The organism is Stenotrophomonas sp. GW821-FHT01H02A (genome assembly GCF_059422145.1).
On sequence record NZ_JBWKWI010000006.1, the window covers coordinates 73,892 to 88,538 of the forward strand.

General features: G+C 67.6%; 9 protein-coding genes. 5 read left to right on the forward strand and 4 right to left on the reverse strand.

All coding sequences use genetic code 11. The features are described from left to right. Window positions 1–5: 5 nt before the first annotated feature. A complete protein-coding gene (gene yccS / locus AC07WC_RS10870) occupies window positions 6–2,183 on the reverse strand; it encodes a YccS family putative transporter (RefSeq protein WP_495210003.1) in 2,178 nt (725 codons plus the stop codon). Between the two features lie 258 nt (window positions 2,184–2,441). Here yccS and AC07WC_RS10875 point away from each other — a divergent pair, with 258 nt between their 5' ends. Next, window positions 2,442–3,242, forward strand: coding sequence for a S1 family peptidase (locus AC07WC_RS10875; RefSeq protein ID WP_495210004.1), 801 nt, complete (start codon window positions 2,442–2,444; stop codon window positions 3,240–3,242). Between the two features lie 3 nt (window positions 3,243–3,245). On the opposite strand, the gene AC07WC_RS10880 is transcribed toward AC07WC_RS10875, so the two are convergent. From AC07WC_RS10880 to AC07WC_RS10890, 3 genes are all read right to left on the reverse strand, one after another. Then, window positions 3,246–6,368, reverse strand: coding sequence for an efflux RND transporter permease subunit (locus tag AC07WC_RS10880; RefSeq protein ID WP_495210005.1), 3,123 nt, complete (start codon window positions 6,366–6,368; stop codon window positions 3,246–3,248). 34 nt (window positions 6,369–6,402) lie between these two features. After that, a complete protein-coding gene (locus AC07WC_RS10885; RefSeq protein ID WP_495210006.1) occupies window positions 6,403–9,642 on the reverse strand; it encodes an efflux RND transporter permease subunit in 3,240 nt (1,079 codons plus the stop codon). Between the two features lie 88 nt (window positions 9,643–9,730). Continuing rightward, window positions 9,731–10,969 (reverse strand): efflux RND transporter periplasmic adaptor subunit, encoded by a 1,239-nt coding sequence (locus AC07WC_RS10890; protein WP_495210007.1) that lies wholly within the window; start codon window positions 10,967–10,969, stop codon window positions 9,731–9,733. 231 nt (window positions 10,970–11,200) lie between these two features. On the opposite strand from AC07WC_RS10890, the gene AC07WC_RS10895 reads away from it, so the two are divergent. From AC07WC_RS10895 to AC07WC_RS10910, 4 genes are all read left to right on the forward strand, one after another. Next, window positions 11,201–12,526: a M20 family metallopeptidase gene (locus tag AC07WC_RS10895; protein WP_495210008.1), complete on the forward strand. Its 1,326-nt coding sequence runs from the start codon at window positions 11,201–11,203 to the stop codon at window positions 12,524–12,526. Between the two features lie 68 nt (window positions 12,527–12,594). Then, complete coding sequence (gene queF, locus AC07WC_RS10900) at window positions 12,595–13,413, forward strand: NADPH-dependent 7-cyano-7-deazaguanine reductase QueF (protein ID WP_495210009.1); 819 nt, start codon at window positions 12,595–12,597, stop codon at window positions 13,411–13,413. Window positions 13,414–13,507: 94 nt separating this feature from the next. Further along, window positions 13,508–13,801 (forward strand): LysM peptidoglycan-binding domain-containing protein, encoded by a 294-nt coding sequence (locus tag AC07WC_RS10905; RefSeq protein ID WP_070426094.1) that lies wholly within the window; start codon window positions 13,508–13,510, stop codon window positions 13,799–13,801. Window positions 13,802–13,840: 39 nt separating this feature from the next. Beyond that, on the forward strand, window positions 13,841–14,344 hold the full coding sequence (locus AC07WC_RS10910; RefSeq protein ID WP_495210010.1) for a hypothetical protein: 504 nt from the start codon (window positions 13,841–13,843) through the stop codon (window positions 14,342–14,344). The last annotated feature ends 303 nt before the right edge of the window (window positions 14,345–14,647 follow it).

The window sequence follows — 14,647 nt, forward strand, 5'->3', positions numbered from 1 at the left end:
CGGCGTCAGCGCAGGGTGCGCGCCGCCTCGTTGGCGGCGCCGCGCAGCTTGGGCAGCAGGCGCAGCATCAGCCCCATCTGGGTGCGGATCAGCTGCAGCTGCGGCGGCATCTCGTCCGGGATCTGCTCCAGCTGTTCGGCCAGGGCGCGGTCGCCCTCTTTGCCGTCCTCGGCCACTGGCTCGCGCTGCTGCAGCGCGCTGGCGATCTGCTGCATCGCCTGTTCGACGCGCTCACCGCCGGCCAATGCCAGCGGGTCCTGGCCGTAGCTGTCCAGCTGGGTACGGTGCGCACCGAGCGCGGAGAGATGGCCGAGCAGGGTGTTGGACAGCGCCAGGAAGCGGAACCCCGCGTCCAGGTTGCGGCGCACGTGGCCGGGCTCGCGCAGCATGTTCGACAATGCCGTGGACAGCGCCGCATCGGCGTTGTGCATGTCACGCCGGGCGATGCGGTAGGCCAGATCGTCCTGCATGCCACTGCCGTACTGGCCGAGCACGGCGTGCAGGTACCTGGCGCAGTTGTCGAGCACGCGCGCCATCACCAGGTTCAGGCGCCGGCCCTGCCAGTCGGGCAGGATCAGGAACGCCGCCGCCGCCGCGATCGCACAGCCGAGCAGCGTATCCACCAGCCGCGGCCAGATCAGCAGGAAGCCATCGCCGATCAGGTTGAAGCAGGTCAGCGCCATCACCGTGATCGCCGCCGAAGCCACCAGGTAGCGATCGCTGCGGGTGAAGAAGAACAGCAGGGCCGACAGCAGCGCGATCAACAGTTCGATGCGCAGGTCCTGGAACAACTGCATCAGCGCCCAGGTCAGCACCAGGCCGATCAGCGTGCCGGCGATCCGTTGTGCCAGCCGCTGGCGGGTGGCGCCGAAGTGCGGGCGGCACACGAACACGATGGTGAGCAGCACCCAGGAGCCGTTCTGGGCGTTGAACAGGCGGATCGCGGCGAAACCGACGATCAGCGCCAGCGCCATGCGCAGGCCGTGCCGGAACAGCACCGAGCCGGGCGTGAGCTGCTGGCGGATGCGCACGCCCATCTCGCGCAGGGTGTGCGGGTTGGTATCGCGCAGGCGGGTATCGACGTTGTCCAGCGTGGACTCGGACTTCTCGGCCTCGGACAGGCGGCGTTCGATGCTCTGCAGGTTGTGCCCCAGCAGTTCCAGCGAGGCCAGCAGACGCTGCCACTGCGGGTTGTGCTGGGCGCGCAGCCAGCTCAGCGAATCGGTGAGGTCGGCGGTGGCCTGCTTGGTGCGCTCGCCGTACTGGAATGGCTGGCGCAGGCGGATCGCCTGGCCGAGGTTGGCGCAGGCTTCGCCCTGCAGTGCGAGCAGGCGCTGGCAGCGGTACAGCACGTCGCTGTGGAAGAACGCTTCGGTCAGCGCGCCGTAGGGGTAGTGCGAGGAGCTGGCGCGCTCGTGGAAGTCCTGGGCCATGTAATACAGGCGCAGGTACAGCCCGGACTGCACGCCGGGCCGGCCGGAGCGTCCGAAGCGCGCCAGGATCGCGGTCTTGGCGATGTTCAGCGCCTCGACCACGCGGCGGTTCTGCTCGGCCAGGGCGAGCTGGCGCTTCTGCACGTCCGCATCGCGGACCGGTTCGAACAGATCGGCCTTGAGCTGCAGGTAGCGGCCCAGTTCCAGATACAGGCGCGCGACCCGCTCGCGCACGGGGCGATTGGCGAACAGGGCGGTCCACAGGATGGAGAGCAGGGCGTACCAGACCGCGCCGGCAAGCAGGTGACTCACGGCATTGATCGCCTGGGACAGATCGGCCGCGCCGTGCTGTTCCAGGCCGATCATCGTGTAGATGGCCAGGGTCACCGTGGCCTGTGCGATCGAAGCGTAGCGCTCGCCGAGCGCGCCGAGCAGGGTCAGCCCGAAGGTGGCCGCGGCCAGGGCGGTGATGAACCACCACGGATGCGGGAACAGCATCACCACCGCCGCTGCAGCGGCGACGAAGCACAGCAGCGACAGCGCCACCGATTTGATCCGGCCCCACCAGTTGTCGTCGGTCTCGGCGATCGCGCTGGCGATGATGCCCAGGAACACGCCGGGCAGGGCAGGCAGCTGGTCCAGGTACCAGCACAGCCCCATGGCCGCCGACAACGCGATGAACACCCGCAGGCCATAGCTGGCCTTCTCATGCGCCCAGAGGCGGCTGACGCGGGTTTCGAACGAAGGCATGGCGGCTCGACGGAAGAGAGGCCGCCATTATTGCGGGTCGCGGGTGAAGGGGACACCTCCTGCTGGATCGAAGACGGCCATCACGCATTCTCCGTCCCGGCCAGCGGCGCCGGCTCGTCACCAGAGCCGGTCTCTCTCAGTAATCCTGCAGCGAAAGAAAAATAAATCTGCGGAAGCGACGTCATCTGTCGCAATGCGCTCAGCGTTCGCCGCAGCGTGATTTAGCGTGGTCCGTACCTTCCCAGCTGGAGCCATGTGATGACCTTGCCTGCCCGCGTACTCGCCACGATGGCGGTTGTGTCCGCCGTTCTTCCCGCCAGCGTCGCCGCCGCCTCTGCGGTGCCCAACGTCGTGGGAGGAACTCCCGTTGCACCGGGGGAGTTGCCCTTCCTGGTCGAAATCGAAGGGCGCCAGGAGGGCGAGGCGGCATGGTCGCACCACTGTGGTGCGACCCTGATCCGTGCGGACGTCGTGATGACCGCGGCGCACTGCATCATCGATCCACGGACTGGCGAGCCCTACGAGGGACTGGAGTCGCGCCTCGTGTTCGGACGCGTCGATCGCGCCGACCCCGCCGAACGGGTCGTGGGCCAGGCCGACTATCAGCCGGTGATCCACTCCCGGCGTGATCTGGCCGTATTGATACTGGACCGTGAAATCCCGGAGGTGGCTGTCGTCTCACTGCCGATACCCGGCGTGCTGCCGGTGCCCGGCTCACGGGCGACGCTCGCCGGCTGGGGCTATACCGAACAGGAGGCGCTGTCCGAATACCTTCGCTGGGCCGTGCTGGAGGTCATCGATCCGGAGCAATGCGACACGCCGCACTGGCGCGCCGGCGGAACCGATTTTCCCCGGCTGTGCGCGTGGTCCCCGAACGCAGGCGGCGGCCCCGGTGACAGTGGCGGCCCGCTCCTGCAGCGCAACGATGATGGCGGGTACCGGCAGATCGGCGTCGTCATCGGTGGCAGGCTGGGCTACCCCGACGCCTACGTGAATCTTGCCGAACCTACGCTCTGGGACGAGTTCGATGCGCCGTTGGACGGGCCACCGGCACAGTGATCATCACGCGCGCGCTGCGCGCTTCAGGGCCCGTCGCTCTCTGCGGCGGGCCCGGCGGGCCACCCAGCGTTCGCGCAGGCGCGAGAAGATCACGTACAGCGCGGGCGTGCTGAGCAGGGTCAGGCTCTGCGAAAACAGCAGGCCGCCGATCATCGCGATGCCCAGCGGGCGACGCAGCTCGGAACCTTCGCCCAGGCCGATGGCCAGCGGTACCGCGGCCAGGATCGCCACCATGCTGGTCATCATGATCGGGCGGAAGCGCACGATGCTGGCTTCGCGTGCGGCTTCCAGCGGTGTCTTGCCATGCTCGCGCTGCGCCACCACCGCGAAGTCGATCATCATGATCGCGTTCTTCTTGACGATGCCGATCAGCAGCACCAGCGCGATCATCGAGATCACCGACAGTTCGGTGTTGGTGCCGTACAACGCCAGCAGCGCACCCACACCGGCTGCCGGCAGCGTGGAGAGGATGGTGACCGGGTGGATCAGGCTTTCATACAGCATGCCCAGCACCAGGTAGACGGTGATGATCGCCGCCATCACCAGGATCAGCATCGCCATCGGATCCGAATCGAAGCCGAACCCGGCGTCGTCGGCCAGGCGGATGTCGCCCGGCATGCGCATGCCGTTGACGGTGCTGTCGATGATGGCCTTGGCCTCGCCCATGCTGGTGCCGGGAGCGAGGTTGTAGCTCAGGTCCATCGTGGTGTACTGGTTCTCATGGGTGATCTGCGACGGTGCCAGCCCCGGTACCTGTTCGGCCACCGCGGTGATCGGCACCATCTCGCCATTGCCGGCGCGCACGTAGATCTGGTCCAGCGCGCCCGGTGTCGCGGTCTGCTCCGGCAGGGCGTTGACCACCACGCTGTACTGGTTGATGTCCGAGTAGATGGTGGAGATCTGGCGCTGGCCGAAGGCGCCGTACAGCGCGCCATCGATGGCACCGACCGATACGCCCAGGCGTGCGGCCTTGGCGCGGTCGATCACGATGTACTGGCGCAGGCCGGCAGCGTCCACGTCGGTGCCGACGTCGGCCAGCTTCGGGTTCTTCTTCAGCGCGGCCTGCAGCTTGGGCAGCCACTCCTGCAGCTGGGCCAGGTCGTTGCCCTGCAGCGAGACGCGGTACTGCGCGCCCTGGCTGGCGCCACCGCCATCGTTGCTGGGCAGATCCTGGATGGCGCGCAGGCGCAGCTGCAGGTCAGGATAGCGGTCGGCCTTCGCGCTGAGGCGGGCCAAGGCCTGCGCGGTGGTTTCGCGGCGGCCGTCCTTGCGCGACTTCAGTTCAACGTTGAACTGCGCGCTGGAGCCCTGGCGGCCACTGCCCAGGCGCACGCCCACGGTCTTCACTGCCGGGTCGGCCATCAGCATGTCGGTGATGCGCCGCTGGCGGTTGACCATGTCTTCGAAGGAGACCGTGGCGCTGGAGTTGGCGCGGCCCCAGATCAGGCCGGTGTCCTGGGGCGGGAACGCGCCCTTCTTCACCGCACTGAACAGGAACACCGTCGCGCCGATCAGCAGCAGCGGGGTCAGCGACAGCAGCAGCGCGTGGCGCAGCGAGAAGTCCAGCAGCTTCACGTAGATCCGCAGCATGCGGTCGTGGCCGGCATCGAGCAGGCGGCCGAAGCGGCTTGGCGCACCGGCATCGGCATGCGCGCTCAGGAAACGGCTGCACAGCGCCGGGGTCAGGGTCAGCGAGATGATCATCGAGACCACGATGGCCGCGACCAGGGTGACGGTGAACTCGCGGAAGAACGCGCCCATCATGCCCTTGGCGAACAGCAGCGGGATGAACACCGCCACCAGCGAAGCGGTGATCGAGACGATGGTGAAGCCGATCTCGCGCGCACCGGTGAGGGCGGCCTGCATGCGCGTCATGCCCTCGTCGAGGTGGCGCATGATGTTCTCGATCACCACGATCGCATCGTCGACCACGAAGCCGATCGCGATCACCAGCGCCAGCAGGCTCAGGTTGTTGAGGGTGAAGCCCAGCACGTACATCACCAGCGCCGCGCCGGCCAGCGACAACGGCACGGTCACCGCGGCGATCAGGGTCGGGGCCAGCCGGCGCAGGAACAGCGCCATGGTCAACACCACCATCGCCAGGGCGATCAGCAGGGTGATCTGCACTTCATGCAGCGAGGAGCGGATGGTCGGGGTGCGGTCGAAATACGGGGTCAGCGTGGTGCCCGGCTGCAGGTAATCGCGCAGCATCGGGATCTGCGCCTTCACCCGGTCCACGGTTTCCACGATGTTGGCCCCGGCGCGGGTGAACACATACATCACCACGGCCGGTTTGTGGTTGAACCAGGCGGCCTGGTACGCGTCCTGCTGCCCGTCGTAGACGTTGGCGATGTCCTGCAGGCGGATCACCCGGCCATCGTCGGCGGTCTTGATCACCAGGTTGGCGAAATCGGCGGCGCGCGCCACCGAGTCGTTGGCGATGATCGCGGTGGTGGTGTTGCCATCGGTGAGGAAACCGGTCGGCGAGGTCACGTTGGCCGCGCGCACGGCGTTGCGCAGGTCATCGGCGGTCAGGCCGAGGGCGTTCATCAGGCGCAGGTTGACGTCCACCCGCACCGCCGGCGTGGAGGCACCGGCGATATCCACCGAGGACACCCCGGTGATCTGGCGCAGGCGCTGGGCCAGCAGCGAGTCGGCCACGTTGTAGAGGTCATCGGCCGACTGCGTTTCCGACGTCAGTGCGATCGCGATGACCGGGTCGTCGTTCGGGTTCGCCTTCTGGAACATCGGCGTGCCCAGCCCGGCGGGCAGGTCGGACTGGGCCGAGTTGATCGCGGTCTGCACGTCCAGCGCGGCCGAATCGATGTCGCGGTCGCTCTGGAAGATCATGAAGACCAGCGAGCTGCCTTCCGAACTGGACGAGCGCATGCGGTCGATGCCCGGCAGTTGGCCGAGGTGTCGCTCCAGCGGTGCGGTCACCGTGGATGCCATCGTGGTGGCGTCCGCGCCGGCCTGGTTGGCATGCACGAAGATCACCGGGATCTGGATGTTCGGCAGCGCCGAGACGCCCAGCTGCAGGTAGCAGATCACGCCTACCACGAACAGGCCGATGGCCAGCAGGGCGGTGCCGATCGGACGGCGGATGAACGGGCCGGAGATGTTCATCGAGCGCCCCTGCAGCGGTCTGCGTTGCGCATCATCACGCCTGCGGCTCCTGCACCGGGGCATGCCCGTGACGCAGCGCGCGCTGTTCGCGGCGTTGGCGCAGGCGCTCGGAGAAGCGCTCCATGTACAGATAGATCACCGGCGTGGTGTACAGCGTGACCAGCTGCGACAGCAGCAGGCCGCCGACGATGGCGATGCCCAGTGGGCGGCGCAGCTCCGACCCGATGCCGGTGCCCAGCGCCAGCGGCAACGCGCCGAGCATGGCCGCGGCGGTGGTCATCATGATCGGCCGGAAGCGCAGCAGGCAGGCGCGGCGGATCGCCTCATGCGCGTTGGCACCGGTGCGGCGTGCCTCGATCGCGAAGTCGACCATCATGATGCCGTTCTTCTTGACGATGCCGATCAGCAGCACGATGCCGACGATGCCGTCCACCGACAGCGGCAGCCCGCACACCATCAACGCGAGCAGTGCGCCGACGCCGGCCGGCGGCAGGGTCGAGATGATGGTGAAGGGGTGGATGTAGCTCTCATACAGCACGCCCAGCACGATGTAGATCAGCACCAGCGAGGCCAGCAGCAGCCATACCACGTCGGTCTGGCTGCCGGTGAACTCGGCGGCCTTGCCGATGAACTGCGCGTGCACCTGCGAGGGCATGTCCAGCCCGGCCTTGGTTTCCTCGATCGCCTTGACCGCATCGGACAGCGAGTAGCCCGGCGCGATGTTGAACGACACCGTGACCGCCGGCAGCTGCTGCTGGTGGCTGACCACCAGCGGGGTGCTGGTGACCTTGCCCTCGGCCAGCGCGGCCAGCGGGATGATGTTGCCGGCACCCACCGGAATTCCCGTGTTCTGGGCACCGATGCCGGTAGCGGTGGACGAGTTGGACGAGGTGACCTGGCCGAAGTTGGTGGCGTTGCTGCCGGTCAGCGCGCCGGCACCGTTGGAGGCCACCGCCAGCTGGTTCATCAGCGCGGTGCTGGTGCGGAACTCCGGCGCCACTTCCAGCACCACGCGGTACTGGTTGAGCTCGGTGAAGATGGTGGAGATCTGGCGCTGGCCGAAGGCGTCGTACAGGGTGTCGTCGATGGTCTGCATCGGCACGCCGAGCACGCTGGCCTTGTCGCGGTCGATGGTCAGCTCGAGCGCACGGCCCTGGTTGGACAGGTTGTTGTCCACGTCGGCCAGCTCCGGGCGCTGGCGCAGCGCTTCGGTCAGGCGGGTGGCCTGCAGCGCGACCTGCGCGCTGTCCACGTCCGACAGCGAGTACTGGTACTCGGTCGCCGCCACGCGGGTATCCAGGGTGACGTCCTGCACCGGCTTGAGGTACAGCGCCACCCCGGGAATGCCGGCCACGGCCTTCTGCAGGCGCGGCAGGATCTCATCCAGCCCGTCGCGGTCGCCGCGCTCCTTGAGCACGATCGACAACTGGCCCTGGTTGAGTGTGGGGTTCATGGTGCCGGCGCCGATGAAGGCCGAGACACCGGTCACCGCCGGGTCGCTGCGCAGTGCTTCGGCCACGGCCTTGGTGCGCTGCTCCATCTGCGGGAAGGCGATGTTCTGGTCGGCTTGCACCACGCCGGTGATCAGCCCGGTGTCCTGTTCGGGCAGCAGGCCCTTGGGGATCACGATGTACAGCACCACGGTCAGCACCAGCGCACCGGCGGCGACCGCCAGGGTCAGCGGCTGGTGTTCCAGCACCCAGTCCAGGCTGCGCTCGTACAGGCTGACGGTACGCGACCACACGGTGGTCTTGCCGGCGGCGGCGGCGCGCTCATGGGCGTCTTCGCCTTCGGGCAGCGCGTCGGGCTTGAGCAGGTAGGCGCACATCATCGGGGTGAGCGTCAGCGAGATCAGCATCGACAGCGTCACCGCGATGCTCAGCACCCAGGCGAACTCATGGAACAGGCGGCCGGTGACACCGGGCATCAGCAGCAGCGGCAGGAACACCGCCACCAGCGAGATGGTCAGCGAAAGCACGGTGAAGCCGATCTGCTGCGCACCTATCTCGGCCGCTTCCGGGCCACTCTTGCCCTGTTCGATGTAGCGCACGATGTTCTCGATCATCACGATCGCATCGTCGACCACGAAGCCGGTGGCCACCACCAGCGCCATCAGCGAGAGGTTGTCCAGCGACATGCCCGCGAACGCCATCACCCCGAAGGTGCCGGCCAGCGACAGCGGCACCGCCACCGAGGGAATGATGGTCGCCCACAGGCGGCGCAGGAACACGAAGATCACCGCGACCACCAGGCCGATGGTCAGGATCAGGGTGAACTGCACTTCGTGCACCGAGGCGCGGATGGTCTCGGTCCGGTCGTTGAAGATCTCCAGGTGCACGTCGGCCGGCAGCACGCTCTGCAGCTGCGGCAGCAGCGCACGGATGCGCTCGACGGTCTGCACGATGTTGGCACCGGGCTGGCGGCGCACTTCCAGCAGCACCGCCGGCTTGCCATCGGCCCACGCGGCAAGCTGGTCGTTCTCCACGCCATCGACCACGTTGGCGACATCCGACAGGCGCACCGGGCGGCCGTTCTTGTAGCTGATGATGGTGTCGCGGTACTCGGCGGCGCTGGTCAGCTGGTCGTTGGTGCCGATCGAGTAGGACTGGGTCTTGCCGTTGAGCGAGCCCTTGGGCGCGTTGACGTTGGCCTGGGTCAGCGCGCTGCGCAGCTCTTCCAGGGTCAGGCCCATGTTGGACAGCTGCGCCGGATTGACCTGGATGCGCACGGCGGGGCGCACGTTGCCGGCGATGGAGACCAGTCCCACGCCCTGCACCTGCGACAGGCGCTGGGCGAGGATGGAGTCGGCGTAGTTGTTGACGTCGCGCAGCGGGCGCGTGTCCGAGGTGAGCTTGAGGGTGACGATCGCGGCGTCGGCCGGGTTTACCCGGTTGTAGACCGGCTGGTAGGGCAGCGAGGAGGGCAGGGTGGCCTGGCGGATCGCGGCCTGCACGTCCTGCGCGGCGATGTCGATATCGCGGTCCATCGAGAACTGCAGGATGATCGTGGACAGCCCCGCCGACGAATCGGAGGTCATGATCTCCAGCCCGGAGATCTGTCCGAACTGGCGCTCCAGCGGCGTGGTCACCAGCGAGGCCATGGTGACTGCGTTGGCCCCCGGGTACTGGGTGGTCACCACCAGGCTGGGCGCATCGATCTCGGGCAGCGCCGACACCGGCAGCTGGCGGTAGCCGAGGATGCCGAGCAGCAGCAGGCCCGCCATCAGCAGCGAAGTGGCGATCGGGCGGCGGATGAAAATCGTCGAAAAGCCCACGGGCGGGTCCTTGCTGGTGCGTCGTGCTGCGTTGGATCAGGCGAACGCCGGCAGGTGCGCCGGCGTCAGGAACGTGGGGCGGGCGCGATCAGCGCGGACCGCCGCCGCGGCGCCCACCGCCACCCTGCTGCTGGGCGGCCTTGAGCTCGGCTTCGGTCGGCGCGGCCGGCGTTTCGCCCGGCTTGAGCGCGGTGACCTTGGCGCCCGGCTTGAGCCGGAACTGGCCCTCACTCACGACCCGCTCGCCGCCCTTCAGGCCCTCGGTGATCTGCACCTGGCTGTCGCCGACTTCCACGCCGCTCTTGACCGTCTGCATGGCCACGGTGCTGTCCGGCTTGACGATATAGACGTACTCGCCATCCGGGCCGCGCATCACGGCCTGGGTCGGGATCACCACGCCGCCGGCGATGGTGCGCAGCTGCATGCGGACATTGACGAACTGGCCCGGCCACAGCGAATTGTCTTCGTTGTCGAACAGGGCGCGGGCGCGGAAGGTGCCGCTGTCGCTGCTGATCTGGTTGTCGACCACGTCGAGCTTGCCGCCATCGGTGAGCACGTGCGCGTCGTTGCGGTCCAGCGCGGCGATATCCACCGCACCGGCCGCCTGGGCCTGGCGCACGGCCGGCAGCTGGCGCTCGGGCAGGTTGAACACCACGTGGATCGGATGGATCTGGGTCAGCGTCACCAGCGCGGTACCCGCACTGACAATGTTGCCGGCATCGACCGCACGGATACCGGCGATGCCCGAGATCGGCGCGGTCACGCGGGTGTACTGCAGCTGCACCTGCGCGGCACGCATGCTGGCTTCGTTAGCGGCCACGGCGCTTTCAAACTGGGCGACCTGGTTGCGCTGGGTATCCAGGTCGGTCTTGGCCACGTACTGGCGGTACTCGGCCGAGTTCGAGCGCTGGTAGTTGGAGCGGGCGGTGGCGAGCTGGGCCTGGTTCTGGCGCTTGGCCGCCGCAGCCTCATCGTAACTGGCCTGCAGCGTGCGCGGATCGATCTGGGCGAGCAGGTCACCCTTCTTCACTTCCTGGCCTTCCTTGAAGTTCAGGCTGATCAGCTGGCCGCCTACCTGCGGGCTCACGGTGACGGTATTCATGGCCGCGACCGTGCCCAGCGCGCTGGCATAGACCGGCACGTCCTGCCGGACCGCCTCGATCACCGTGACCGGCACCGGACCCGCATTGGCTGGATCACCGCCCTGGCGCCCTTCGGCTGCCGGACCCGCCGCGTCTCCCTTTTTGCCGCCGATCAGGCGCATCCCGACAACGGCAACCACCAGCACTGCGACCACCAGCAGCACGATCTTCCAGAAACGCGACATTCAATAACTCCTGAGGGGGCTGGCGGAGGGCGGGGGGCCCGGTTGGCTAGGCGCAAAGCATACTCGTCGCCCGTGGCCTTTCATGCATGACGGATGGGACGGGCGATCAGACCGGATGTGACGGGTGAGGTTCCATCCATGAACGTTTGCCGGGGCAGAAAGTTACAGCGCGACGGTTCCGGATGCCCTACATTCAGGTTCGTCCGTTGTCCTGCCCCGTGGAGACCTGCAATGCCCCGTCTGTCGCTGCTGATGTCCGCCCTGCTGCTGGCCGCCCCCGGCCTGGCCACCGCCGCCCCCGCCGAACGCCCGGAAGTGGCGGCCGCCGCGACCCGCCTCAAGGCCCAGGTCATCGACTGGCGCCGCGATTTCCACCAGCACCCGGAACTGTCCAACCGCGAGGAACGCACCTCGGCCAAAGTCGCCGAGCGCCTGCGCGCGATGGGCCTGAAGCCGCAGACCGGCATCGCCCACCACGGCGTGGTGGCGATCATCAAGGGCGGCAATCCGGGCCCGCGGATCGCCCTGCGCGCCGACATGGACGCGTTGCCGGTAACCGAACAGACCGGCCTGCCGTTCGCCTCCAAGGCCACCAGCACCTACCGCGGCGAGACCGTCGGCGTGATGCATGCCTGCGGCCATGATGCCCACACTGCCACCCTGCTCGGCGTGGCCGACGCACTGGTGAAGATGCGCGCCAACCTGCCCGGTGAAGTGATGCTGATCTTCCAGCCGGCCGAAGAGGGCGCGCCGCCCCCGGAAGAGGGTGGTGCGGCGCTGATGCTCAAGGAAGGCCTGTTCAAGGACTTCAAGCCCGAGGCGGTGTTCGGCCTGCATGTGTTCTCCAGCGTACCGGCCGGCCAGATCGCGGTCCGTGGCGGCCCGCTGATGGCCGCCTCGGACCGGTTCGGGATCAAGGTGATCGGCCGCCAGACCCATGGCTCGGCGCCGTGGAACGGGGTCGACCCGATCGTGGCCACCGCCGACCTGGTCGGCACCGCGCAGACCATCGTCAGCCGCCGCGCCAACCTGTCCAAGCAGCCGGCGGTGGTGACCTTCGGCGCGATCAAGGGCGGCATCCGCTACAACATCATTCCCGATGAAGTGGAGATGGTCGGCACCATCCGCACCTTCGACGAGGGCATGCGCCAGCAGATCTTCGCCGACCTGCGCAACGTGGCCGAGCACACCGCCGCCGCGCACGGGGCCAAGGCGGAAACCGAGATTTACGAATCCGAGGGCAACCCGGCCACGGTCAACGATCCAGCCCTGACCGCGCGGATGCTGCCGAGCCTGCAGGCCGTGGTGGGCGAGGGCAATGTCTATGAGCCGCCGCTGCAGATGGGCGCCGAGGACTTCTCGCTGTATGCCCAGCAGGTGCCGGGCATGTTCTTCTTCGTGGGCTCGACCGGCGAAGGGATCGATCCGGCCACGGCCCCGGCCAACCACTCGCCCAAGTTCCTGCTCGATGAGAAGGCGCTGGACGTGGGCCTGCGCGCGTTGCTGCAGGTCAGCCTGGACTACCTGAACGGCACGCCGGCAGCGGCCGAAGGCTGAGCGCACCCTGGCGGGCTCCGGCCGTGGGCCGGGGCCCGTCCGCCACGCCACCGGCGTAAAATGGCGGCATGAATACCCCCCAGGACTCCAGCCTCGGTCGCGAGGTGGCTTACCCGTCGCAGTACGATCCCGGCCTGCTCTTCCCCATTCCGCGCCGCGCCGCCCGCGAGGAGATCGGGCTGGACGAGGCGGCGCTGCCGTTCGTCGGCCACGACCGCTGGCAGGCCTATGAGCTGAGCTGGCTGGACGGGCGCGGCAAGCCGCGCGTGGCGGTGGCCACGGTCAGCGTGCCGTGCACCTCGCCGAACCTGATCGAATCCAAGTCGTTCAAGCTGTACCTCAACTCGCTCAACAGCACGCGCTTCGACGATGACGCGGCCGCGCGCCTGTGCATCACTCGCGATCTGTCGGCCTGTGCCGGGGCGGTGGTGACGGTGGTGTTCGGGGTGCCGCCGCTGGTGGAAGACGCCGAGGGTGAATCGCTGGACGAGCGCGATGTGGCCATCGAGCGCTACGGCCCGCCGGCCCCGGAATTCCTGTTCGCCGACCCCGATGACGTGGTCACCGAGACCTTGAGTTCGGCCCTGCTCAAGTCCAACTGCCCGGTCACCGGCCAGCCGGACTGGGCCAGCGTCAGCGTGCGTTACCGCGGCCCGAAGATCGACCGCGACGGTCTGCTCAGGTATCTGATCAGCTACCGCGAACACGCCGAGTTCCACGAGCAGTGCGTGGAGCGGATCTTCAGCGAGATCACCCAGCGCTGCCAGCCGCAGTGGCTGGAAGTGGAGGCGCGTTACACCCGCCGTGGCGGGCTGGACATCAACCCGTGGCGGGCCAGCCCGGGCATCGCCGCCCCGGCAAGGACCGTCCGCGACCTGCGCCAGTAGGCGTTCCGCGCGTCTTCACATCCACGCCATGCCCCATTAACAAGGGCTGTGACACCGTGCCTCCCATGTCGTCAATCAAGACGGGAGTGTATGGATGAGTACCGATAAGAAAGTCGACTTTTCCGGTGTCAGCGCCAGCGTTGATACCACCGCGCAGAAAGTCGATCAGGTCGATTTCTCGGGTGTGACCGCCTCGGTGGATACCACCGCGGAGAAGGTCGGAGGCACCTACACGGTGCAGAAGGGCGATTCGCTCTCGAAGATCGCCAAGCAGGAACTGGGCGATGCCAATGCGTGGAAGCGCATCTTCGAGGCCAACCGCGACGTGCTGGACGACCCGGACAAGATCCAGCCCGGCCAGACCCTGAAACTGCCGCCCAAAGCCTGATCCACTGCACTGCCCACCATCACACAGGGAGCAACCTCCATGAAGAAGTCGTCCATCAGTACTGCCGTTCTCGCCGCGCTTCTGGCCACCGTGGCCCTGGCGGGCTGCAAGAAGAAAGAAGACACCGCCGATAACAATGCGCAGCCGGCGGCGACCGCGCCTGCCGCTCCGGCTCCGATGACCGAAGCCGCGCCGCAGCCGATGACCGCTGCGACGGGTGTGACCGTTTCGACGGTCAGCGTCGGCAAGACCGCTGCGGCGGACAAGACCGTTACCTCGGCCGCGTTGTTCGCGCCGAAGGACGACATCATCGTCTCGATCCGCACCGACGACAGCGCCAACAACGCCAACGTCGCGGCCAAGCTGACCTTCCAGAACGGCCAGGTCGCCGGCGAGCAGAACCAGGTGGTCAATACCACCGGTGCCGAGACCACCAATATTTCCTTCAAGAATGCCAATGGCTGGCCGGCGGGCAAGTACCGCGCGGAAGTCACGGTAGATGGTAAGGCGGCTGGATCGCCGCAGGAGTTTGAAGTCAAGTAAGCCGATACGCCGACTCTCTCCCGGCAACAGGCTCACGATGGACGCAGCCGCGAGGCTGCGTCTTTTTTATGGGCGTCTGCCAGACCACAGCGTTCCAGTACGTTTGCGTATGGGACGGCTTTGCTCCGGGGGGCTGAAAACGCGACAATGCAGGGGTTTCCCGCCGTGCGCGCCGTTGGTTGGCGCGGTCCCCGGGGAAAGTGCGGGCCACGCTCTGCGAGGCCCTGCGCGCGACACGGTTGCACGCGGCCCGACATTGCCGTCGGCCATCATTCACGAGATCTGCAAGAGAGCCCTGATCCC